Origin of the sequence: Leptothoe sp. EHU-05/26/07-4 (genome assembly GCF_043421015.1) — a bacterium.
Classification (GTDB): domain Bacteria; phylum Cyanobacteriota; class Cyanobacteriia; order Phormidesmidales; family Phormidesmidaceae; genus Leptothoe; species Leptothoe turfae.
Genome location: NZ_JAXSQV010000007.1, coordinates 235,464 through 257,619, shown reverse-complemented (window position 1 = coordinate 257,619; position 22,156 = coordinate 235,464). Strand labels below are relative to the sequence as shown.

Sequence of the window (22,156 nt, the reverse complement as noted above, 5' to 3'; positions counted from 1 at the left end):
GCCTAGCAAGGACGAACACGTGCGCGACTGACGAAAACCACTGCAAGGCTCCCCCAAACACATGCATAGAACGACCCCCATACTCATACAGGCTACAGCTAAAATATCTCGGGAAAGATTTGGTGTAGGGAGTTCTGCACAATAAACAGTTCTGTTGTCTTGGTTATGGGTCTGCATTTCGACAATATTTAACAAACGAATAGCAACAAGATCAGCTACCTGTGCTCTTCTCAAACAACATCTGGGCAGTTAGTGCCTCATCCTTATCCAGACATGAATCACCGAAGGGAGCCTAGATTGGAATGCAGTGCGGCAACTCTTGTTAAAATCAATAATATATAAAGAAATGTAAAGCAAATCATCTTTCCTTGACATTTATTGACCTCTTTAAAATTTCTCCAATAAAAGTAGCCTCTATAAGCCTTGTAAAGTAAAGATTTCAGGGATTGCAGCGATTATTTTGTAGTGGTCAAATTTATATACCCCAAGAGGGCACCACAACACTCCAAAAAAAAGCCCCTGACAAAACTGCCGGAGGCTCTATGACGTCTACTCTACTGGATTCAACGATGAAAAAACTATGCGTTGTAGCGAACGTTGCGATAGGTGAGGCTACCGATGGAAGACTTAGGAAGATACTCTTTTAGGGTTCTCATTTTAAAAGCAAAGTCTCTAAAGCAAAGCTGGATGTCAGTTTCGATGGTTGCGACAGTTGGTGCAGCAGGAGTGTAAGGTGCACCGATATCAGCGAGTTGCATAGGTAGATTCCTGACGGGCTAATGGCGAGCAAGGCAAACATGGGAGGCTTTAGAGAACGTGCTGACGATTGGGCAAGACCCAACAGAACAGTGGAGCCAGAATCACCATGGACAGTGCAAAACAGAGGCAAACTTGAAGACCTTCGATTTGAGAGGGTGTCATGGTGAGGAGCTCCACAATAGTGATAGGTGAGAACGTGTTTTGTTTGTTCTATATATAGAAACGGTCTACTCCCCGTTCATTCCGATGTAATGCTTGTGATCCTCATTCTTTTTTGGTGTGTTGTTGATCACTACACAAAGAAGTCCACCATACTTGGCAGAACCTGAAAACGATGTAGGCTAAGAAATCCTGACGATAGCGCCCGGTATCGCAGGGCATCCACAAGGGAGTGCCCCTACAGGATTGGGTATTGGTAATCGGATTGAATGAATGTGGATTGGGTATGACTTATCTCAACGAGCGACTGAATGCGATTTGACTGATGCCGAAAGGCGACTTCAGGCATGTCTGAAGTAAGCTAGGGACACCAGGTGAGATAACTGTCATATACGTTTTCTAGACCGTGCTGGCCAATAATGCGCAGGAGTGATCGCAAAAGCCTAATAAAATCCCTTGACGGTAAGCTCCTGGCAAGAGATTATTAATAAACGCGAGGGGCTATAGCTCAGCTGGTAGAGCACCTGCATGGCATGCAGGGGGTCAGCGGTTCGAGCCCGCTTAGCTCCATTCAAAAAACCATGTGGGGACGTTCTATGGAACGTCCCCACATGGTTTTAATGGGAATCAAGGGCAATCAGTTCTATTTCCTTTAAATCTTCGCCGCTATCATCCTCTTCCATATCTTGCACAATGGCCTGAAGCAACGGATCAGCATAAGCGCGTTCTGAATAGATTTGGGGGTCTAGGGACATGGCTCGCCGCACATGCTCTAACGCCCACATATCTTGACCTAAGCGAGCGTGGCAACGGGCTTGGTTATAAAATGCAAAGGCCTGATCAGGCTCAATGGCTAAAGATTTATCGTAGGCTTCAATGGCGCGACTAAAATCCCCCATCTTTTGCAATGTCCATGCCATCGCCAGCCATGCTTGATAGTTGTAGGCCTGTAGTTTCAGGGATGTGGTAAAACTTTCTTCGGCGGCAGTTAGCCGATTCATCTCTAAAAGCACCAGACCTCGCAGATGCCAAAATCGCGACTTCTCTGGCTCTAAGGTCACAGACTTGTCAAGACTGGTCAGTGCATCTTCGAAATACCCCTGAGCCTTGAGTGCTGCCGCGTGATAACTCCACACACTGCCATTGTCGGGGTCAAGATGAATGGAATGGTTCAGGGCCCTTAAGGCCTCTTGGGGGTTGTGCACCTGTAAGAGCGTGCGTCCCAGCACCAACCATAGTTTGCTATCGCCATCATAGAGTTCCACAGCTTTATTAAAGCTGGCAATGGCTTGGTCAATACGATCGAGCTGTAGTAGTGCTTTGCCGCGATAGTACCAAAGCTTATAAGAATCAGGTCGTAACTGTATTGCTTGTTCGTAACTCACAATAGCTTCGCCGTATAAGGCCCTTCGATGCAGGTTTTTGCTTTTTCGATACTGGGCTTTGAAATAGAACGGAGCCTGCTTCAGGGCGTGACCGTAGCATTTTGCGGCTTCGTCTAATGCTTCCAGTTTTTCAAGAACAGAACCATAATTACACCATACGCGATGTTCCGTTGCCTTCAAAGATAGAGTGTGACGGTAGCTTTCAGCGGCTGCTTCATATTGACCAATGCTGGCTAATAAGTAACTGCGATAGTTCCAAGCCTGATAGTGATAGGGATAGCGCTGAATGATGCGATCGCAAATATTAATCTCCAGCCTGTAGCGCTCATCCTGTTCACTTGATTGGCCACTGACACTGGCGATATCAATAACTTGACTACTCATCATAAGTATCTATGTATTTATACGGCAGATGCGCGCAGGGCAGTATCACTTAGTTATACAAATCTTAAGGATAGATGCCGGAAATGATACTGGTATTGATGAAAATCACAGCCAACAAAAATCGGGATTTGAGTTGACTTGCCGCATACATTGCCTATGTATATGTCAACACAAAATCATGTGTAGATCGACACACAGGTTCAGGGTCCCCATTTTCGATAGCCATCATTACACAGCTCAATATTTAATTCCCTGAGATTTCCGGATTATTAGTGCGTAACTGCGAAAAGTATAGATTTAGCAAAGCTTGACGTAAATCTTTATAGGCAGGTTATATCTGATCTCAATTCCTTAATTATGTTTAGGCATACGGAGAAATTTTTTCTGCGCCTAATTACGGATAGCCCGATTGAATTATCAGACCTGTGGAAAACCTTCACAGTCTGTGGAAAACTCTGTGGAAAACATGTGGAAAATTCTGGAAAAAGTTAAATTTTTGCCATTATCGTTCGCAATTTATAGTAAACAGACTAAATTATTTAGAGAGCTAGAAGTGCTCAATGCATTGGGATGACAAAATTTCAGCTGTCTTTATATTTCAACTAAAATCAATCTAACTAGCTTCTGAGCTATGTTTGAAGTTATCCACAGGTTTGGACAAGATGTGCCTCTAATGGCATCTTAACCCCCATAAATCTGCCGAAACAAACCGCGTCGGTTTGATCCTCCGACTACGAGTTGACGTAGCAATATATAGTGCCATTCGTACAAAAAACTTTCCCCATGGGCCGCAATATTCCGCAAACGGCTAATTTGATCGAGGCTAGCTGCCGCTTGCTTCCCTTTTTGGCCCAAACAAGCTGTCATAGGGTGCTCCCATTGCTCAAAAAACTCCGCCAGCAACTCACGATCTCGCTGACTTAAGCCCTGTGAGTTTTTAAACGTACGATAGAGCTGTTTCTCAGGTACCTTGTTCTGCTGGGTCAATGCATCTCGTTTTAAAGTGCGCCATTGAGCTGCAAGCAAGGAGGGCATCATACCTAGGGTATATCTTTGGTGAGGGCCTAACGCAATACCTCCAATCTCTGTCAACCCTTCCAGTCGTACAAAATCGTAAAGGTCACCAAAGAACGGCTGCATCACCTCACGCTCTACTGCAAAACTAAGACGAATCCCTGCTTCGGAATAGTCAGCAATGTCAGGATCAGCCCCCTCAGACTGCAGCATGTGGTAAGTGCGGTAGGCCGCACACAAATCTTTTTGAGAGTCTGCCTGAATACAGAACCAAACGCTGTCGCCTAAAGCTTTACGCACCTCTTGTTTAATGACGTTGGCATCTGGGGGTGGTAACGTTCTTTGTGGTCGCTCAGTTTGGAGCTGTACGATGTGGGCTTCTTTATTTGCGATCGCAGCCTGCTGCTGTTGGAGCTCGGTTTGCAACTCCTGGAAAGCCGTCTGCTTTGCCTCAGAGAGCTGAGTCAGCTTATCTTCTAAGATTTGAACTTGCTGGTTCAATGTGGCAATCTGGCTATCCTTCTCCTTAAGCAGCTCATCTTTTTCTGCCAGCAACTCGTCTTTATAAATTAGCAAGCTTGTCTTTTGCTTTAGCTCTAAAGCATTCAACCCCGCCCGCAATAAATTGAAATAATAAGTATCTGAAAGATCCACCACTTCAGGAGGCTCGCCAGGCACATATAAAACCCCACGTCGCTGGGGCAGTTGCACGATCAACAACCGCCCCTCCCAATTACGAATCTGCAGTTCTTGGGTATTTGCGTGCTCAATGGTACTCACATAGCGGCGTTTGCCATAGAAAAATTCAGCATGGGTAGCGGCCACGGGTAAACTATCAATCGCCTTAGGAGGAGGCAGCGAACTAGACCCATTAATCGACCGAGATTCTGCTACTTTTGGGCTCTGCTCCTTGACTGGGGGAAGCTCCAAAGACCCAGGGGGACGTTTTGGAGTGACGGCTAACTGATTAGCCATTGTTGTTGTTGGAGGAGACCCCGTAGCTAACTTATGCTTTACTCCTGGAGTATCAACAATCGGAGATTCATTTAAACGTTTTGACTCGTCAGACCAGGGAGGAATCGAACCTGTTGCTAAATCGGGATGGGCTAGCTTGATGCCCAATAGTTCTAACTCAACAGATTGTCGTCCCTGCCAATCATTGAGACGAATTTTGTAAGCAATATCAACCTGATGGGGCAAAGGATGATACTCAGCCCAGCGCCATGCGATCGCTTTGATGGAGGTTACTTGCCCCGTCTCTGGATGGGTGTGAGCCAGCGTTAACTTAAGATGTTTACGATCCTTACCGACAATCTGTTGGTCAATTATATTGACCAGGGATGTCCAAAAAACTGGCTCATTGTTTTGAATCCCACAGGGATGGAGAAAATCAATTTGCTCGTAAAGAGCCAGAGTAATATCGGCGAAATTAGCCTTTACATCGACATTAACCAAGGGTTTTAAATACTCTGGCTGTAGATGTTGACAAGCAAAATGACTCAGTCGTGACGTCACCTGTCGTAGTTTTTTCGCCGCAAAGGTGAAGCCACCCGCAGCCCGGTGCCCACCATATTTATCCAACAGATCATCACAGGACTGAAGGGCTTCAAACACATTAAATTCAGGAATCCCTCGGGCAGAACCGCGAATCTCTTTTTTCTCTTTGTCTTCGTAGGTGCCGATAAAAACAGGCACACCATAGCGTTCTACCAAGCGGGATGCCACAATACCAATTACCCCGTGATGCCACTCGGGCTGCACAACCACCAACACACGCTCTTGTTGTAAATTGAGCTTGCCATGGGCCTGTTGTTCTTCACACCACTCTACCGCCTGGGTCTCAATCAGCTCACACATACGCTGCCGCAGCGCATTCGTCTCTTCACACTGCATCGCCCGCTGCAACGCAATACCCACATCCTCAGTCGTGAGCATATCGATAACAATCTGCGGATCGGCAATGCGGCCTACCGCATTGATCCGTGGACCTAGGCGAAAGCCAATGGCCTCAGGCTTAAGCGCTTTTTTACCCTGATCTAACCCAGCCACTTCAATCAGCGCTTGAATGCCAGGAATACGCGACTTTGGCAATAGCTGTAACCCCCGACGTACCCAGCGACGATTCACACCCACTAAAGGCGCAAGATCGGCAATTGTGCCTAACGTAAATAGTTCTAACGACGAAGCTGTGAGATCTTGGCTACGATGAAGCGCTTGGGCCAGGCAAACCGCGAGAATGTAAGCCACACCAACACCAGCCACACCATAGTAAGGAGAACTTGTGGACAATAGTTTGGGATTAAGGATGGCCTGGGCTGGCGGCAGCTGTTCTGGCAGATCGTGATGGTCGGTGATAATGACGGTGAGACCTAGATCAACCGCATGGGCAATAGGTTCATAGGCCGCAATGCCATTATCGACAGTGAGAATTAACCTCACCCCTTCTGCATGGAAATCGTCCACAATGCGACGGTTGATACCATAGCCCTCTTGCATACGACTCGGAATAGCATAGTGAGCATCGGCCCCCAAATGCCACAAAGCCCGTAACAGCAAAGCTGTACTGGTCATCCCATCGGCATCGTAGTCACCACAGATGGCAATTTTTTGCCCTTGTTCAATGGCGGTTGCTAACAAATCAACGCTCCGCAGCAAATCTGGAAACTCATCCAGAGGCGATGGTAGCTGCTGCGTCTCTGGATCCAGGTATAGCCATGCCTGCTCCGGAGTTTGCACGCCTCGATTAATCAAGACTTGAGCCAGCAGAGGTGATAGCTGTGTCACCGTTGCCATCCGCTGCGCCTGCTGTACCTGAGGCGGAAAAATTTGCCACCGCTGTCGAGGGATTTTAACAGCAGCAGATTCTTGCGTAGCGATTGACGTGGTGACGGGTTCGGTCAAGGAAGTGGATTGGGTACGAAAAAGAAAGTAGTCCTAGGTTAAGACAAATACTAGAAATCGCAAGTTTAGGTAGGCTGGCGTCAGCACTGTGATAGCCGCCGACATCTCTCCCCTCCTGGGCTACGGTGTATACACATCTAGAAAATAATGTCCCAAAAGATAGGCCAGGCCTTGAATTGGCCCTCATCCTAAATCCTTCTCCCTGGGGGAGAAGGACTTTGAGGCCGGGCCCCCCTTCTACCTCAGGGAGTAAGGGGTTGGGGGATGAGGGCTCGAAATCTAGAGATAGCTCTCCGACTTATGTATACACGGTAGCTCCTCCTGGGAAGGGCTCCCTTACTTCACAGAATTTGCCCCTGAATTATGCTCCTAATATATAGTGCATTTGATCTAATGATAATCCTGATTACTATTTAACTAATTTTGCCGGGGTAGGGCGTGCTTTTTGCGTTGTCCCATAGAGACGATAGGTATTGGCCCGACGCGTTTCAACATCATCAACGGCAATGCGCTCCACATAGTTGACCTTCAATTCTTCCAGAAAAGCATCGATCAATTCTTGCAACTCTTGGAGAGTATTGCCCTGCTGAATTTCGTCTCGTAAATGCTGACCAAAGCTCTCAACCAACTTGCCCATGAGGTCAGAACCTCTATCATCTGCCAACGCTTGCTTGAGGCTGCTGTATAGGTTTTTAGAGACCTCCGCTGAGATTTGCTGGGTGATCTGCTCAGAAACATTGGTAAACCCCGGCAAAAGCTTTAGGCCTTGATAGGCAGGAGCTTGGGAGATTGCCCCCGTCACCGTATGGCTTAAGACAGCATCAACTTCTGGCTTAATTTCCGGTAAAACCTTATGCACCACAATGTCTGTAAGCCGCTGGGCAATCGTTTGCACCTCGTCCACATCGTTGAGGTCAATGTAGTTTTCCTTACCGGCGGTGAGTTCAAAAAACCAACGGCTAATTTGCCCTGCTTTGACCATGTTTTGCGTTTGGTCAATCATGCGCAGGAAGACCACCTCAGTCAGTTCAACGGCAAACTGGCTAATTAAGATGCGATTGATGCGTCCTTGAATGGGATCGAGATGGGATAGTTCGGCCTGGTTAGACCGCACCACCACAGGTACTACCCGTAGCCAGCGCCAGAACGGGAGAAACAAGGGTACATCATAAATACGCCACAGCATGGCATCCATCCAGGTGGTGTTTTCATGACGACGGCTTAAGAAGTACGTACGCAGTAAAAATTCGAAGCCAAACAGGGCTGCAAAGGGGAGATCAATGATCCAAAAGCGGTCGATGGGTAAGCCATTAAAGCCAATGCCTCGCCAGTAGTTGGTTTCAATCCGGGGTCGAATTTGCGTGTCAAAAAAGTCTAGTTCCTCGGACCAGCCTCGCTCTAGATAGGACTGGCTCCAAAAGGTGCGCAATGCTTCTTTAGAGGAGTTCTCCTGCCCGGTGCGATCGCGCATTTCCTTTTTAATCCGTTCCAATGTTCCAGACTTATTCGCCACGGCAAACGGATTTTCATCAATCAGATCCACACTGCTCCGGCGTAGATTCGCTAACTGACGATTGGCGGTTGGTGAATCTAGCCCTTCATTTTCTAGGGTTTCTTGTAGGGTATCGACTTCCCTGAGATAGGCTGCGGTGACTCGATGTTCTTCAATCCCTTTGAAGGTTTCGCCATACCAGTTGGTGGGGCCAGGCAAAGTTTTGAAATAGACGTCGCGGAAGCGGATGTAGCTGAGGTCAAAGAAAACGAGGAGGAGGTTGGCAGTTGCGATCGCAACCATCCCTCGCTCAAACCACAGCTGAAACGTACGACGACGGGAAGATCTCGAAAAAGCCATAGGCAGGGGGCATCACAGCACACATACACCACATCCAAATTGAGATCTACAGGCATTCTGTAGAAAACCCTCAGTTCTGGACATGAACAAGGTCATACCCAGCCTAGCGGCCTGCCGCAGCAAGGATGTGTAACCCACGATAGACTTAAACAAGTAACGAAATATTACTTAACAAACACCTTTCCTGTGGAGGCAGTGCCTTGTGCCTGATCTACCCCAGGGAAAACATTTCACCTTCTATATCTACCTATGACCATCGCAGCTGCACCCGCTATCGGCAATACCTGGACCTGGCGCGACTTTACCGTCTACTACGTCCGCGCAGGGGAACCGCGCACCGATCGACCACCGCTGCTGCTGGTACACGGGTTTGGTGCATCTACCGACCACTGGACCAAAAACATTGCCGAGCTACAGCAGGACTTTGAGGTGTGGGCCATCGACTTGATTGGCTTTGGACACTCGTCTAAACCATCAAGCGGCTATAGTTCAGACCTATGGCGCGATCAGCTCAGCGACTTTATCGAGCAAATTATCGGTCGCCCAGCAGTGATTGCAGGTAACTCCATCGGTGGTTATAGCTGCTTATTTACGGCAGCGACTCGGCCCCAGTGGGTAAAAGGTGCCGTATTACTCAACGGCGTGGGTTCGTTTAAGGAGCAGATGCCAACACAGGAACCCAGCCCATTTAAGCAGGCGATTGGTGAGCTAATCAAAAATATTATTCTCAGTCCGATTCCCAGCTGGTTTGTTTTTCAATTTGTTCGCAACAAGTCCTACATTCGCAAGACGCTCAAGCAGGTGTATGTGAACCAGGATGCGGTGACTGAAGAACTGATTGAGAATATTTATCGTCCGGCAACAGAACGGGATGCACCGGCAGCGTTTGCAGCGTTATTTAAAGCTCCGAGGGGTGAGCGAGTGGATGTATTGTTGTCGAAATTAGAGCGGCCTTTATTGTTGTTGTGGGGCACAAAGGATCCTTGGATGAACTGTGAGCAGCGCAGTGAGTTATTTAGAAAATATTACAGCGACATTGAGGAACATTTTTTAGAAGCAGGCCATTGCCCCCATGATGATCGCCCTGAGTTAGTAAATCCCTTAATCAGGGATTGGATGTTCAATATCGTTATGCAAAAGCGATAATCCGTAGGATAGGTAACTACGGTTACACGCAAGCGGGGTCCGCACTACTCAAATTAGCCTCCTGGAGATTGGCGTTATCCAGGGTTACGCCCCCTAAATTGGCGTCTACCAGACTGACGTTCCAAGGAAACTTGATGATTGTATAAACAGATCAACCCAAACATCCATGAGCCTGAGTGTCCATGGGGGTTTCTTATATGGAATCGACGCTGGGCAGGGGCAAGACTCCGCTGTAGCGGCTCCGCCAACGCAACTCCCAACCACCTTTGTGACCCCCATCACCAACATTCCTCAGCCAATCTAAGAAACCCTTTAAGCCACACTCAGTTACCCGTCACATAGCGTTCAGGTAGCCCCGGCATTCTTGTAATCAATGAAGCGAATCAAACACTTCACTGATACACAAAGGAGCTTTAACCATGAAACGTACACTTCTTTCCGCCTTAACTGTTCTCGTTGCATCCGCTGCCGTTGCACCCATCGCATCCGCCGCTGAGCCCGCTAGCTTCAACATTCAGTCCGCTCGCCTCGAAGCCCTAGACGCTCGCATTAAGAACACCGTCCACAAGCTACGTCTTGAGCACCTCAACAATCAAACCAAGGCCATCGAAGATATCCAAGCCACTCGACTAGACGCCCTAGACGCCCGCACTAAAGCTATCGATAACATTCAGGAAGCCCGCTTAGACGCCCTAGACGCTCGTAGCAAAGCCGTTGAAAACATCCAAGAGACTCGCCTGGATGCTATGGATGCTCGCACCAAGAACGGCGTTCACAAGCTACGTCTGGAGCACCTCAATAACCAGACTAAAGCCATTGAGGATATTCAAGCCGCTCGGCTAGACGCCTTGGATGCTCGTACTAAAACAGTCGATAACATCCAGGAAGCACGCCTAGATGCGCTAGATGCTCGTACGAAGTCAATCCGCTAACAGATTGCTGAGCTGTTGCGGTACCCAAGCTTGGGTGCCCGGTGCAGACTCCGTTAATCTGTGAAAGCTTCATTCTCAGGGCACCCTTTTCTACTCAGACTCCCCACACACGCCAAGCCTCTGCCGATTGGCAGAGGCTTGCACTGGTATACGATTAGAACCTAAGGAAAATGCATTGACTAACTTAAGGTCTTACAAGGGCGACTCTCCCGCCCAGCCATAACGCTCAGACAGAAGAGAGCGATTCTATTCCAAAGCAGAAAGATCCAACGATGGCGGCAACAGTACCGTATCAATCACATGAATGATACCGTTACTCGCTTCCACGTCAGGAGTGACAACAGTGGCCCCACCTACGGTAACGCCGCTTTCGTCAGCAACAATTTCCAGTTCCTCATCGGCAACGGTTGCAACTGCTCCAGTAGTGACCTCACCAGAAGGTACCTCTCCGGAAAGAACGTGATAGGTCAAAATTTGAGCGAGGGTTGCCTGGTTTTCAGGCAGCAGCAATGTATCTAAAGTGCCCTCAGGAAGCGCCGCAAATGCTTCATCGGTAGGGGCAAATACGGTAAATGGCCCTTCACCGCTAAGAGTCTCGACTAGGTCTGCAGCTTGCACAGCTGCGACCAGTGTATCAAAAGAACCGTTTGCAATCGCAACATCAACAATCGTATCGCCAGAAGACTCAGCAGCCACCTCTGGATCAGCCGCAATCTGTTCTTCAGCATCAGGTGTGACTTCTGCCGTTGGCTCCGATGGGCTTTGGCAGCTAGCTATGGCAGGAACCACCATCAGGGCAGCAAGCAGACTCATCAGTCTGATGAAAAAGGGAGGAGAAAAAAGTTTCATAGTGTGTCTTTTGTAAAGAGATAACAGAGTTTTATGTAGTGCTGAACCCATTTCAGCCCACAAGGCTAGTTCTAAACTTTAGCTACTTTGCTTGGTAGAACCTTCCTCCTAGGGTAATAAATTTTAACAAAAATATCAGATATCTTGAGCATCCCATCTGGTTCTATACTTTCCACCGCTGCCGCTGATGAACTGCAAATGCTCTAAATCGGAGTGTAGCCTTAGACAGAATCGGATGAAGTCGCCCATCAGGGAAGAATTACAGACAGCGCTCTAGAGCATTGCTGGGCAGCAAGAAGTCGTCAATACGGCTGCGATTGAAATTGCCATACTGCAGCGGCTGGATAACGGAGGCTGTAAGCTTGACTTGACGCGTTGCTTTGACGGGTAACCTTGAGCGGCGATGGTGGTGGTGGTAATTCCATTGGCAACGCGCAGGTCTACAGACGATGCACATACAACTTTTTAACGAGCGTTCAACCTGGCTCAACGCCTCATGCTACAAGCAATGCGCATTAGGGCGCAGCCGCCCAGCAAAAAGCCCCAGCGCTGGCCAGGGCCAAGTTAGTACTAATTTACTGATTTTAGCAGCAGACTACATCGTATTCCAACAGTATTTATGCGTTGCGATCGCAACCATTACTTACCTACCAAGGCAACCATTTTCGCGTCGGCTTAGACTGCTCACTATCGAAGTTTCCAGGCTGCAAAACAACACCCCCTTTCCAGGTGTTGAGGGCTTCCCATACTTGGCGGGTATGTCGTTTTAGCTCTGGCAGTTTCATCATCATTGGGGATGCTCTACCCATAGGTTAACTCGCTCCTAGCCGCCTGAGTTACTGAATTTAAGACCTGTTGCGGTTTTACTCGCAAACTGAATCACAATTATTGACCTCCGCTCATTCGACGCTGCTTCAGCTGACCATAGGTGTCCATCTCTGCCTGCAGCTCCAAGCTACCCATACGTCGAGCCAACAGTCCAGTGGACATGAGACAGGTTCAATCATCAGAACTGCGCTGACGGCTCAAAACACTGCCTTCGACTTCGAGAAATTACTCAGTAAACTACGGGGCTTACAAGAACTAGCGGACCAAAACTGGTGGCTCAGCAGTAGTCAGCTGGCCAATGTTTTAGACCTAGAGGCACTCCCCTCAGAGGACACATTTGAATTCCACGAATTCCGATTTAGCAAAGCAGGCAACCATGGAACTGAAACCGCCTGGAAAGTCGAAAAGCTATGACTAGTACTCCTGGCTTTAGATGAAAGGCTTGATCGCGTATGCCTCCAGTCTCCGTTACGCCCACATAGTTAACGCTGCCTGTATCGATACAGGCGTTTTTGAGTATCCACCCAAAAAGCAAAAGCCTCACCCACGGTTCTACAGATCCGTCGGAGAGGCAATACTCTAGATTTTTATAACCATGGCCACCAATGCTAGGGAAACCATCGTGCAATTTAACAGGTCATTTCAATTCCAGAGCGAGAAACGCCAACTTAATGCCAAATACATCCCCTTAAATCCGAGAACGCAGCCTCATCAAAACATTGTTTAACTTCCCTGTGAGATTGCCACTGTGCTTGAATTCCAGTAGCCATTAAAGAAGATGAACTACTAGTCGACTGCTCTTTCAAATTATCAATAAAAGAGCCCTTCAATTCAACACTTGGCATTTCCTTTTGGATCTCACTCACCGCATCTTTAGAGGCTTCCACATGATCTTTAATATTCAGATCTGAGCTGGATCCTTGAGTTGGATTTTCAAGTAGCCCCTGAGGAATAGCACTCGCTTGCTCAATGGCTTGTTTCACATTCTCTGGCGTTTCGGTAGAGAGCGTATCTTGTTGCATAGGGACTGCCAGTTTCTCTGAGCCATTATCCCCTTGATTGTTTTTACTCGGCGTATTGGTAGGCGTGGCCATGGTACTAATTTCTCTTATCTGGGTAAAACGCGATAAAATAGCTGGGATGCAATAGGCAGGTTAAAATCTCTGTTTAAAAGAGACCTCCGGCGGCCAGGCATGAAGCCATTGCAGTAGGGCTAGAGCCCATCTGGCGATTAGAGAAAAGATGACACCCCTGATTGCCGATGGCACCACCGTAACAGCCCGGATCGTTATAATTAGCCCCATGGAGCAGCTGAATTTGCACTTTGACATATCCAGCAAATTCACCTGTAGTCTTTGATGTTGGTGGTTCACCTGGGTATTCAGGCTTGAGATTAACACATGTATATGCCTTAATGACCCTACCCGGCTTAGTAAAAGAAAGCCTTTGCACAGGCTGTACTTGAGGAGGAGAAGGAATTTGCATTGCGGTTCTTTGGTATCTAACGATGATGTTTAACAGTTTTGGTGGGGTTGCCAGCAGATAACTACTGGCAACCGAGTTACCTAATAACAGAGCCAAAACTCAGTCTTAAGATTAGCCATTTCCAGAAACCTTGCAGGCCATGGTTTGCTAAAAAGAGCTGCCAAAAAAGTAAGTATTGACACTATAGTCAGATAAAGAATTAGCCAAGAGCATTCAAAGCACCACCAGCTGCGCCTTTCAGGATATCGAAAAACCCATTTGCTTCAACACCACCACCAGAAGTAGCAGCCGTAGAAACGGTATGGCGAATCACAGGAGAAGCCTGCTTGGGGAGCTTGTTGAATTTAGACTGTGTGTTCATGGTTGTCTCCATTAATTGTGAATTTGTTACGTAACCGAACCTATACCCTGATCAATTTCGGGGTACATGTCCGGCCTGGATGGGAACCACCATTGCCATGCCTCCTGAATTGAATGAGTTTGCAAAAGTACTGTATTAAGGTCAAACGCTAAGACTTTATGACGCTTCTTTCCATGTTCTGACTTCACCCATGGTGACAGGAATAACATCACTCACGTCTATGGTGAACCGGAAGACTTTTCTAGCTGCCCGGTCATTGATCGGGTTAAAGAACACCATCTTCACATCCCAACAGTCAGAATCCATCCGGCAAAAGGGACTGCGTTCAACAGAAATGTTAGAAAGTTGATAAGAGCCGCCCCCCTCTTCAGCTTTAAGGGCATCTACAAATATCTGAGTCGCTTGAAATGCGTTCGTAGCAGCAAAATTGAGCGCACGATCTTGGGATGTATCACCCAAGTTACGGAAATCATAGTAAATCCGGTTAAGGAAGAATTTCAAAGATTCTCTTAGTTTCTCTTCGTCTACCTCATCATCTTCATCTGCCGTACCCAATGCTTGATCAATGGCAGCTTGAATCAGTTGGTTAATGCGCCAACCGTACATGCCTCGAACGTTCTTCATCTCAATCACAGGCACTACCTGCCCAGAAAAGAGCCGTACAGAACGGCCACTCAGGTTGCCAGGGATCGAAATTCGCTGAATAAATCCACTAGAATCACCATCAAGCACCTGACCCGCCAAGAAACCAATGAGAAGTTCATAGATATCCCGGGCAAATTCACCGATGGGCTCGATGGCATAGATAGGAGTCAGCTCCAAATTGAGGGTCCAAATCAGAGAGCGTGCTTCGGACAAGTTACCCTCAGTCGACAGATAGGAGACCATCTGTCTAGCATCATAGGGGTTGGGCGGTACCTCAGTCTCACTGTCTTCAGCTCTAAAACTTGGCATTAACTGCTTAAAGGTATCTCGACGGGCCTCTGTACCAAAGTCATAGCCAAGCTCTCCAAGGGCATAAACCTTAGACAACACAGTATTACTGGGCAGAACGGAGGAAGAAGAAACACTGGTAGGACAGTCACACCTCGATGGCATTACCTGGGCTGGCAGGGCATTGGGAGCCATCCCAGTCAGGTGAATAGCAGCACTAGGGGACGATTCTGCAGGCATAGTGGCCGCAGAAGGCACCAGTTGAGCATCGGACTCTACTGAGGCTGATGGTTGAATGCTAGGTGGTGAAACCGTATCCGTAGGCGCACTATCATTGGAAGGAACAACACTGGGCAGAATAGATTCTCCATTGGTTTGGTCTAAAGTTTGGGCTGGGGTATCTGACATAGTTTCTACTCCGTTAGAAATTAAGGCATAAGCGCCTGGAACATTGAGAATTCCTGCTAGATAGCGACGACAATCTGCGCCCGTCTCGGGGTGACATGGCCGTGCACTCTTGAGCAGGGCAGCCCTCACAGCATGGGCATTGCCGTCCTCACCCTGTTGCCTTTGCAGGCTAAGGAGAAGGGCCACAATGCCCGCTACGATGGGGGCAGCAAAACTGGTGCCGCTCAGGGATGCAACCCTGGCCCCTGGCATGGCACCAACGATGTCTTGGCCAGGGGCCAGAATGCCTTGGGTTTGATAGGCTTTTCCCCAGTTACTAGAATCAAGAGGCAATCCTTGGGGATCCATGGCACCGACAGCAAGCACTGCTGGCAACGCAGCAGGTACATGCAAACAGTCACAACCGTTGTTGCCAGCGGCAGCGACAATAAGAACACCGTTGTCGTTACAGTTGCGAATGGCATTTGCCAAAATAGGGTCTGCTCCTCCGGAGTTAGCGAGTTCGCCACCGCTGATGTTGATGATGTGGGCTCCGTGCTCAACGGCCTGGTTAATAGCCCTAGCAAGGTCCATTTGAGAGAGCCGACGCTGGCGATTATCAGAGAATATGGGTAGTATTAGGCCCCGGCAGTTGGGGGCAATGCCTTGAATAGGACTGTTGTGCTGTCCAAAAAGAATACTGGTAATGTGGGTGCCGTGACCGGACATGGCACCACTGCTGGCTGATTCGGTGACCAGGGTGGGAAGTCGGGTAAGGTTCGCGCCCTCAAAGCATGGATGGGTCTGGTCTACAGGGCCATCAAGAACGGCAATACAAATACTGGGATCGCCGAGGGTTTGGCTCCATAGGACAGCGAGACCGGGTAGATTCAAGGTGTTAGTAAGGGGTGTGGTCGAAGAAACTTGAGCAGTAGGCAGCACCATAGGAAAATCTGTTGCGAATGGGCTGAAGCGATAAAAAAGAAGAAAAGATCAATACGGCTCGGTTCACCAGGTGACGAATCAACAGGAATTTAAGGAGAGTTGTAAACACGTGAGACTAAGCATGTGTAAACCATTAAACCGAACCGCATTGACCGTAAGAGGATCTGTTGCTTGGAATACAGAGGGGTTTTACTTTGTATCCCGCCTCATCTTTAAGACAATCTTTGGAGAGATTTCTGATTTTTCTGAGTTGAAAAATATGTAAAAAAGGAGGGCTCTAATAGTCTTATTTCTGATGGCTTTAATCGCCTCGCCCTTTAAATCTATGAACAGTTCTGAACTGTATAGTTTTTCAACTGACACTCTTTATACTTAGACATAGATATCTTGTCTACCATATTATTAGGGACAATTATTTCGATAGCCCCTTCCTCATTATTGAAACACTTGAACAAATAGCCTAGTTTACCAAGTTTAGGAATTATTTTCTCATTTTTTTTAACCACTATGCCTTGGCCAGACAATGCAGACTTCAATGCATCTATGTCAATCTTTCCAGTTTTAAAGCTGTCATCAAGACATGTGATAAGATTCACTTTCTCATCAAGAGAAACTTTGTGGATGTAAGCTTTTCCATTACCCGGAGAGGGAACCATATCGGGTAAATATCCTTGAGCAACATTCTCATCTAGGGCTATATATAATCCTGACCAATCGGCGTCATTTTTGGCTTCACTTTTATAATAGCTAGCATCCCAAGATTTATAACTAGCCCCCTTATAACCAATCAATCCTGAAAGTTTACTTAATTCTATTTTCATGACTGTTCCTCAGTTAAACATGACTCTGTGTACTTTAAAGGCGCTAGCTTCAAAATTTATGACACTAACGCCAAGCGATATCTGGAAGACTTATAGTATGTGGATTTATACCTAAGTCCGATCCAAGAGTTCGGGCTAAATTTTTCCAGCGCGTGTCACAACATCCTTCCATGGTGAGGAATTATTGTTTATTTGACTTGTTAAAGATATTAAGTCGCTTTTGTTTGCTGCATCAATCTCATATATTGCATGGTTAGGATCAAAGTAATAGATTTTATCTTTTGTCCTATATAGAGCCATGGCATGTCCACCTGGATTAGTCGCACTGATGTAAACAAAATCTCCAGGCTTTGTCAGATGACCTAACACACCAGTCTCTATACTGTCCTTGGACTTACCATCCACTTTTAGCGTATTACCATTTAAAGCATCAAAAGAACTGGGTTTTACAGTCGATTGCAGATCGACTGCCCATGTAAAATCTCCTTTTTCGCATTCTGCTTGCAATGCATCACAATCTTGAGCAGTGATTTGATTTGATTTACTAATTCCACTTTTTTGGATTTCCTGCAACCAAGTGACTGTAGCTCCTTCACAAACACCGGCAGGGTGTTTTTTAGTTTGATTGTTCCAGGTAATAGTTTTCATTGCATACCTCGTTTTGTTGTATCGGATAATCAGTCCAGTGAACTCTTGCTTAAGAATGGTGGAGCAATGCTCACCATCCTTACTCATCCAAGCCGTTTTCTGATTTTGTGCTTCATACTTAAGACAATTCAAACAATTGATTGATGAATTTCTTCAGTTAGTGGGCAAGGCACCTTATAACCCTTGCTAGAGCGTCTGCAAATACAGTCGATAGTCAATGCCATCGTGGAGCACCTCCAGACTTGCCAGGTTGCTATCTGGGGGCACCCCTTCTAGGGTGAAAATATTGTAGGTATCGCTGTCGCCATAGTCGTCTTCGGGACTATGGCAGCTACCTTCATAAATCTCATGGTTGCTGCCGAGTTTAGCTGCATAGAGATGATAGGCAGTGCCGCCACTATTGAGGATGGACCAACGATGCCAATCGGTATCAGGCGGGAATCCAGGGATTTGGAGTTGAAATCTTTTGTCAGAACAGGGCATATAAGCCATGGCAGCCACATTCCATTCAAATTGGTATAGCTGGGTGGGGTGACCAAACTGACGCAGGTAAAGGCGATAATTGTCTTCACCATAGGTGACGGAAAAACTGCTGGTGTCAGCGTCTTGGGGAATATCCTGGATCGTCAGTTGAGGAACTGACTTATGACTATATTGCAAGGCTTGACCAGTCCAACCAAATTGGTAGAGGGTGTCAGGGCTACTGTCTTTGAAGGTGTAAAGACGGTAGTCAACACCATCGTGGAGCATAGCCCAGCGCTGCCAGTCGGTATCAGCAGGCGCATCGCTAATGGGTAGGGTCAGGCCTTTGGGTGGGCCAAATTTGTAGGTATTGGTGCCTGTAATGTGAATGGCTTGATGGACAGAGACCATGGAGTGTGATCTTAGTTGTTGGGCCAGGTAAGAAGATTGGGGAAGGAAGTTGAGTCAAATAGTATTGGAATTAGATGACTCTTGCTAGCGAAATAAGGAGAGATTTTAGTTGTGATCTCCCCTTACCTTTAAGACAGTTTGGAGGAAAATTCTTGATTTTTTCGAGATATCGATTCAGGCGCTAAGAGCACGTATCTTCATGCCTCATAACACTTCATGCCCTGTAGCAACTACAACTATTGCCACATCTAGGAACAGTACAAAGTGGACTTACATTAATTAAAAAGACGTTGGAGTGAGGAGTAGCTTTTTTTGTGGGCAATTACCATCAAGCGACAAACATAAGACTTAATACTCTAAGAGCTGGTGGGCTGTGCCCACCCTACTAGGCCCTTATGATGCGTTATGCCGTCGCTAATTGAATACGAAAAATCATTTGAACAAGATTGCGATGTTGATCTGCAAAATCTTGAAAATTATTATACTGTTGTCCCCAAGTAAACACTTGGCCTTTTTTATTGATATAAACCCAATGCTTTAATCCATTATATAGACCTTTCCCAACTCCTTTCAGGCCACATATTATGTTCCGATCTTCTTGAACAAGATTTGAGTTTATTTCATAATTTCTTGATAGGTATTCCTGTACTCCTTGTGGTGGCATTGCAATACCAAAAGCAGGAAGTTTCTCTAGCGGTGCTTGCTTACCTACTAAACGAGCATAGTTTTGCGTACGCTCAATTAATGTCTGATTGTTATTCGTTCTATAAACATTGCCAAAAGAATTGGTAAATTCCCGAATTTCAGTTAATAAGTCCTCATTTTCTGATTTTAGGAGAACTAAGTATGTACTCATATCTGCTATGACACGAGTATTATAATGACCTCTTTCATGAATTGCATCAAGTTTATTCCGAAATGCTTCATCATGATCATATAAAGCTAATAATGCCGATACAAATCCACAAACTCCCCATTTTTGATTAACTTGAGTTATGTAATTCATGAGATTTTCCTCATTTCTGTTATAGGATTTTGGCGAAACCAGATGTTTCTTTCGTCTCTCCCGTAAGACAATTTCAGACATAGATTCCTGACTTTTTGCAGATACATTGGCTGCCCTATAACTCAACTAGCAAATTTCAACGATTAGCCTTTCAAAGTGTCTTCAGAGGTAAATCTAGATGAGATTTTGCTACTATGCTCCACCAAATTCAAGCCAAATCCGATACCTGGCTCACCCTTTGCCCCACCACTGCCACTGACCTAACATCCAATCAAAAAGAATTCCTTCAAACCGGCAAAACCATCAAAATCGCTGCCTATCTGATCCAAGACGATTACCTTAAAATCACCCTTAGCAAAGACACCAACAATCACCAAATCGCTATCCGAGGCTATAACACCTGGTACATCGACAAAACTACCATTGACCTCCTCGAAAACGGCCAGGTTATTAACCTCGAACCTCAACAATCCACGTCCAGAACCACCATAATCTCGGCTAACATTTCATCGGGAAGCATCCCCAAAACAGGCATTGACCTGATCAAAGAATTTGAAGGCTACGCCGACAAACTCCCTGACGGACGAGCTAAAGCCTATGCCGACCCCATCCATGGCTGGCAAGTGCCTACCATCGGCTACGGCACCACTACCTATCCCAATGGATGCAAAGTCCAACAAGGTGATATCATCACCCGCGCCGAAGCTGAAGACTATTTGATTGCCCATATAGAGCACTCTACCCGTGCCGCCATGGAACATATCCCCACCTGGAGCAAGATGAACGATAACCAACGGGGAGCCATTTACAGCTTTGCCTATAACCTGGGTGCTGGCTTTTATGGCGGTGATGGGTTCCAGTCAATTACAAGGGTTTGTGACTCCCCAGACCGTTGGACTGATAAGACCTGGATTAAAGAACAATTTGTTAAATACCGAAACCCAGGGACTGCTGCTGAAGCAGGATTACGACGACGGCGAGAAGCTGAAGCCAACTTATTCTGTAGTTAAGGCTAAAAAAGGGGCAGATGTGGCTAGGGAACGCCCTACAAAATCGGAAATCGTACCTGCTCAGTGTTAGACCGACATGCTGCCCCATATGCCTTTTAACTATCTTGTCGCTGAGTAGCTTGCAAACGTTGATCGTTAGACAACACCGTGTCGTAAACAACAAGCTGATCATCCACAGAGCTGTCAGGCTCACTTGGCAACAAAATAAGTGCCGTAATTAATGTGGCACTCCCCAACAGGAGAGGCCAATACATTAGCTTAGGATGAATATTATCCCCTGACTCAATCCAGCTTAAAATAGGATTCTTCTCAGTGTTAGGCAAAGAGATAAGATAGGCATTGGCCGACACTGCTAATAACGCCCCGTACATCAGTGGATAAAAATATTCGATATAAACGATATTCGCACCTGAAAACTGTTCACGGATTTGTACTTGGGAAAGTAACACTACAAAAAATAGACTGGAACATACGCCAATAACCCCACTCGGATTCACCCCAAATAAGGATGAGCGTTCTGGATTTTTAGAAACCATTAGCAACATTGAAAATGTCAGACAAGCAATCAGACTTAAGGGCAAAATATAAATCACAAAAGAATTCAAGAATCGGCGTTTTATGACAATATTAAAATAGAGTTCCGGGTGAGGATTTTCAACAATTGAATCACTCAACCCAAAGTTAGAGTTATAGCTTTTTGTTTGATAATCAAAGAATGTTTCTAATAATTTCCATTGCCCTAAAACAATATCTTCGTCATAACCAAAATCATCATCTATGCCAGTAGCAGCATAGGAGGAAAGATCAGGTACAAGGACAGTTTCTTGCTCAAAGTCATTACTCCAGATACGAATCCATACTGTTTTATGATCAAAAGGGTATTTAGTATATTTAAACTTTTGTTTTAGGGTAGCTTCAAAATACCAACCAAGCACGACCTGGCTGCCCTTATCTCGTATATAAGATAGTTTTGGTTCAATATTATTGCCACTTTCCACAGTTTCAGGCAATACAAAGCCGACACGGATATTCTGAGTAGGAGTGCCTTCAAATTCTGAGCGATCATAGGTTTGCCAAATGTATCCAGAAAAGTTTACCTCACTAGAACTATTGAATTTAAGCGACTGAATAAAGACCCCAGTTGGTATTCTTCTATTGGGCAAATCAGAAAAATTTTCTGATAAAAATTTGTCAACTTCTGCTTTGTTTGTTAATTGTTGAGTATTGGGTTCATAGCGCTTTGTGGTATAAAACCACATAAGGCCAATAAGCCCTAAAAACATACCTGAAACCGCATTAGATATCCTCCACCATTTCTTCTTGTTTAGGTGGTTGGCTTCGGCTAAATTTATATCATACGGATGTTGAGTCATGGAAAACTATCCTTTAATTGTAAACTTCGATTGGGTGCTCCAGGGGTTAATTCCCCTGATAAGACTCCAATGAGGCCCCTTAAATAGGCTATTGAGTCCAGCATT

At 46.3% G+C, this 22,156-nt stretch carries 21 protein-coding genes, 1 tRNA gene and 1 pseudogene; 6 read left to right on the top strand and 17 right to left on the bottom strand.

The genetic code is table 11. From position 1 onward, the window contains the following. Nucleotides 1–578 precede the first annotated feature (578 nt). Nucleotides 579–758, bottom strand: a complete 180-nt coding sequence (locus U2F10_RS25600; RefSeq protein ID WP_499873668.1) for a DUF4278 domain-containing protein — start codon at nucleotides 756–758, stop codon at nucleotides 579–581. Between the two features lie 657 nt (nucleotides 759–1,415). On the opposite strand from U2F10_RS25600, the gene U2F10_RS25595 reads away from it, so the two are divergent. Beyond that, nucleotides 1,416–1,488 (top strand) — tRNA-Ala (locus tag U2F10_RS25595). Nucleotides 1,489–1,535: 47 nt separating this feature from the next. Here U2F10_RS25595 and U2F10_RS25590 read toward each other — a convergent pair. The 3 genes and pseudogenes from U2F10_RS25590 to U2F10_RS25580 form a co-directional block, all read right to left on the bottom strand. Continuing rightward, on the bottom strand, nucleotides 1,536–2,690 hold the full coding sequence (locus U2F10_RS25590) for a tetratricopeptide repeat protein (RefSeq protein WP_163661261.1): 1,155 nt from the start codon (nucleotides 2,688–2,690) through the stop codon (nucleotides 1,536–1,538). A gap of 2,118 nt (nucleotides 2,691–4,808) precedes the next feature. Next, nucleotides 4,809–6,494 (bottom strand): annotated as a pseudogene (recJ, locus tag U2F10_RS25585) (single-stranded-DNA-specific exonuclease RecJ); the annotation flags it as partial. Nucleotides 6,495–7,011: 517 nt separating this feature from the next. Beyond that, nucleotides 7,012–8,454, bottom strand: a complete 1,443-nt coding sequence (locus U2F10_RS25580) for a hypothetical protein (protein ID WP_163661265.1) — start codon at nucleotides 8,452–8,454, stop codon at nucleotides 7,012–7,014. 249 nt (nucleotides 8,455–8,703) lie between these two features. Between U2F10_RS25580 and U2F10_RS25575 the strand changes: the two genes are divergently transcribed. Beyond that, nucleotides 8,704–9,600 carry an alpha/beta fold hydrolase gene (locus U2F10_RS25575; RefSeq protein WP_163702540.1) on the top strand — a complete coding sequence of 299 codons (897 nt, stop codon included), beginning with the start codon at nucleotides 8,704–8,706 and terminating at the stop codon, nucleotides 9,598–9,600. Between the two features lie 22 nt (nucleotides 9,601–9,622). Here the strand turns inward: U2F10_RS25575 and U2F10_RS25570 are convergent, their stop codons facing one another. Continuing rightward, nucleotides 9,623–9,712, bottom strand: a complete 90-nt coding sequence (locus tag U2F10_RS25570; protein ID WP_499874513.1) for a pentapeptide repeat-containing protein — start codon at nucleotides 9,710–9,712, stop codon at nucleotides 9,623–9,625. Between the two features lie 54 nt (nucleotides 9,713–9,766). On the opposite strand from U2F10_RS25570, the gene U2F10_RS25565 reads away from it, so the two are divergent. Both U2F10_RS25565 and U2F10_RS25560 read left to right on the top strand, forming a co-directional pair. Further along, nucleotides 9,767–9,904, top strand: coding sequence for a hypothetical protein (locus U2F10_RS25565; RefSeq protein WP_499873666.1), 138 nt, complete (start codon nucleotides 9,767–9,769; stop codon nucleotides 9,902–9,904). 115 nt (nucleotides 9,905–10,019) lie between these two features. Next, the gene (locus U2F10_RS25560; RefSeq protein ID WP_499057132.1) at nucleotides 10,020–10,532 is read left to right on the top strand and encodes a hypothetical protein; all 513 of its coding nucleotides are present in this window, start codon (nucleotides 10,020–10,022) and stop codon (nucleotides 10,530–10,532) included. A 246-nt stretch (nucleotides 10,533–10,778) separates the two neighbouring features. Here the strand turns inward: U2F10_RS25560 and U2F10_RS25555 are convergent, their stop codons facing one another. The 3 genes from U2F10_RS25555 to U2F10_RS25545 form a co-directional block, all read right to left on the bottom strand. Beyond that, on the bottom strand, nucleotides 10,779–11,381 hold the full coding sequence (locus tag U2F10_RS25555) for a fasciclin domain-containing protein (protein ID WP_250564739.1): 603 nt from the start codon (nucleotides 11,379–11,381) through the stop codon (nucleotides 10,779–10,781). A 259-nt stretch (nucleotides 11,382–11,640) separates the two neighbouring features. Next, nucleotides 11,641–11,838, bottom strand: coding sequence for a hypothetical protein (locus tag U2F10_RS25550; protein ID WP_499873665.1), 198 nt, complete (start codon nucleotides 11,836–11,838; stop codon nucleotides 11,641–11,643). Between the two features lie 190 nt (nucleotides 11,839–12,028). Beyond that, complete coding sequence (locus tag U2F10_RS25545; protein ID WP_499057135.1) at nucleotides 12,029–12,190, bottom strand: hypothetical protein; 162 nt, start codon at nucleotides 12,188–12,190, stop codon at nucleotides 12,029–12,031. 79 nt (nucleotides 12,191–12,269) lie between these two features. Between U2F10_RS25545 and U2F10_RS25540 the strand changes: the two genes are divergently transcribed. Beyond that, nucleotides 12,270–12,623, top strand: a complete 354-nt coding sequence (locus U2F10_RS25540; protein ID WP_499873664.1) for a hypothetical protein — start codon at nucleotides 12,270–12,272, stop codon at nucleotides 12,621–12,623. Between the two features lie 254 nt (nucleotides 12,624–12,877). Here U2F10_RS25540 and U2F10_RS25535 read toward each other — a convergent pair whose 3' ends face one another. The 8 genes from U2F10_RS25535 to U2F10_RS25500 all read right to left on the bottom strand — a co-directional run bounded on the left by U2F10_RS25535 (nucleotide 12,878) and on the right by U2F10_RS25500 (nucleotide 19,749). Further along, nucleotides 12,878–13,303: a hypothetical protein gene (locus U2F10_RS25535; protein WP_499873663.1), complete on the bottom strand. Its 426-nt coding sequence runs from the start codon at nucleotides 13,301–13,303 to the stop codon at nucleotides 12,878–12,880. Nucleotides 13,304–13,376: 73 nt separating this feature from the next. After that, complete coding sequence (locus U2F10_RS25530) at nucleotides 13,377–13,694, bottom strand: hypothetical protein (protein WP_163661279.1); 318 nt, start codon at nucleotides 13,692–13,694, stop codon at nucleotides 13,377–13,379. Nucleotides 13,695–13,893: 199 nt separating this feature from the next. Continuing rightward, complete coding sequence (locus U2F10_RS25525) at nucleotides 13,894–14,055, bottom strand: hypothetical protein (protein WP_163661281.1); 162 nt, start codon at nucleotides 14,053–14,055, stop codon at nucleotides 13,894–13,896. Nucleotides 14,056–14,211: 156 nt separating this feature from the next. Then, entirely contained in the window at nucleotides 14,212–16,320 is a 2,109-nt protein-coding gene (locus U2F10_RS25520; protein WP_499873662.1) for a PatA/PatG family cyanobactin maturation protease, read from the bottom strand. A 323-nt stretch (nucleotides 16,321–16,643) separates the two neighbouring features. Further along, on the bottom strand, nucleotides 16,644–17,141 hold the full coding sequence (locus U2F10_RS25515) for a hypothetical protein (protein WP_499873661.1): 498 nt from the start codon (nucleotides 17,139–17,141) through the stop codon (nucleotides 16,644–16,646). Nucleotides 17,142–17,276: 135 nt separating this feature from the next. Beyond that, nucleotides 17,277–17,789: a hypothetical protein gene (locus U2F10_RS25510; protein ID WP_499873660.1), complete on the bottom strand. Its 513-nt coding sequence runs from the start codon at nucleotides 17,787–17,789 to the stop codon at nucleotides 17,277–17,279. 186 nt (nucleotides 17,790–17,975) lie between these two features. Then, complete coding sequence (locus U2F10_RS25505; protein ID WP_499873659.1) at nucleotides 17,976–18,662, bottom strand: hypothetical protein; 687 nt, start codon at nucleotides 18,660–18,662, stop codon at nucleotides 17,976–17,978. 403 nt (nucleotides 18,663–19,065) lie between these two features. Next, entirely contained in the window at nucleotides 19,066–19,749 is a 684-nt protein-coding gene (locus tag U2F10_RS25500; RefSeq protein WP_499873658.1) for a hypothetical protein, read from the bottom strand. 113 nt (nucleotides 19,750–19,862) lie between these two features. Here U2F10_RS25500 and U2F10_RS25495 point away from each other — a divergent pair, with 113 nt between their 5' ends. Further along, nucleotides 19,863–20,678: a lysozyme gene (locus tag U2F10_RS25495; protein WP_163661290.1), complete on the top strand. Its 816-nt coding sequence runs from the start codon at nucleotides 19,863–19,865 to the stop codon at nucleotides 20,676–20,678. Between the two features lie 95 nt (nucleotides 20,679–20,773). Here U2F10_RS25495 and U2F10_RS25490 read toward each other — a convergent pair whose 3' ends face one another. Further along, the gene (locus U2F10_RS25490; protein WP_499873657.1) at nucleotides 20,774–22,051 is read right to left on the bottom strand and encodes a ligand-gated ion channel; all 1,278 of its coding nucleotides are present in this window, start codon (nucleotides 22,049–22,051) and stop codon (nucleotides 20,774–20,776) included. Between the last annotated feature and the right edge of the window lie 105 nt (nucleotides 22,052–22,156).

Excerpts from the sequence above, each read along its gene's own strand:
- U2F10_RS25600 (WP_499873668.1), bottom strand. The coding sequence starts at position 758 with ATGCAACTCGCTGATATCGGTGCACCTTACACTCCTGCTGCACCAACT.
- U2F10_RS25590 (WP_163661261.1), bottom strand. The coding sequence starts at position 2,690 with ATGATGAGTAGTCAAGTTATTGATATCGCCAGTGTCAGTGGCCAATCA.
- U2F10_RS25580 (WP_163661265.1), bottom strand. The coding sequence starts at position 8,454 with ATGGCTTTTTCGAGATCTTCCCGTCGTCGTACGTTTCAGCTGTGGTTT.
- U2F10_RS25575 (WP_163702540.1), top strand. The coding sequence starts at position 8,704 with ATGACCATCGCAGCTGCACCCGCTATCGGCAATACCTGGACCTGGCGC.
- U2F10_RS25565 (WP_499873666.1), top strand. The coding sequence starts at position 9,767 with ATGAGCCTGAGTGTCCATGGGGGTTTCTTATATGGAATCGACGCTGGG.
- U2F10_RS25560 (WP_499057132.1), top strand. The coding sequence starts at position 10,020 with ATGAAACGTACACTTCTTTCCGCCTTAACTGTTCTCGTTGCATCCGCT.
- U2F10_RS25555 (WP_250564739.1), bottom strand. The coding sequence starts at position 11,381 with ATGAAACTTTTTTCTCCTCCCTTTTTCATCAGACTGATGAGTCTGCTT.
- U2F10_RS25550 (WP_499873665.1), bottom strand. The coding sequence starts at position 11,838 with ATGTGCATCGTCTGTAGACCTGCGCGTTGCCAATGGAATTACCACCAC.
- U2F10_RS25545 (WP_499057135.1), bottom strand. The coding sequence starts at position 12,190 with ATGGGTAGAGCATCCCCAATGATGATGAAACTGCCAGAGCTAAAACGA.
- U2F10_RS25535 (WP_499873663.1), bottom strand. The coding sequence starts at position 13,303 with ATGGCCACGCCTACCAATACGCCGAGTAAAAACAATCAAGGGGATAAT.
- U2F10_RS25530 (WP_163661279.1), bottom strand. The coding sequence starts at position 13,694 with ATGCAAATTCCTTCTCCTCCTCAAGTACAGCCTGTGCAAAGGCTTTCT.
- U2F10_RS25525 (WP_163661281.1), bottom strand. The coding sequence starts at position 14,055 with ATGAACACACAGTCTAAATTCAACAAGCTCCCCAAGCAGGCTTCTCCT.
- U2F10_RS25520 (WP_499873662.1), bottom strand. The coding sequence starts at position 16,320 with ATGGTGCTGCCTACTGCTCAAGTTTCTTCGACCACACCCCTTACTAAC.
- U2F10_RS25515 (WP_499873661.1), bottom strand. The coding sequence starts at position 17,141 with ATGAAAATAGAATTAAGTAAACTTTCAGGATTGATTGGTTATAAGGGG.
- U2F10_RS25510 (WP_499873660.1), bottom strand. The coding sequence starts at position 17,789 with ATGAAAACTATTACCTGGAACAATCAAACTAAAAAACACCCTGCCGGT.
- U2F10_RS25505 (WP_499873659.1), bottom strand. The coding sequence starts at position 18,662 with ATGGTCTCTGTCCATCAAGCCATTCACATTACAGGCACCAATACCTAC.
- U2F10_RS25500 (WP_499873658.1), bottom strand. The coding sequence starts at position 19,749 with ATGTCTGAAATTGTCTTACGGGAGAGACGAAAGAAACATCTGGTTTCG.
- U2F10_RS25495 (WP_163661290.1), top strand. The coding sequence starts at position 19,863 with ATGCTCCACCAAATTCAAGCCAAATCCGATACCTGGCTCACCCTTTGC.
- U2F10_RS25490 (WP_499873657.1), bottom strand. The coding sequence starts at position 22,051 with ATGACTCAACATCCGTATGATATAAATTTAGCCGAAGCCAACCACCTA.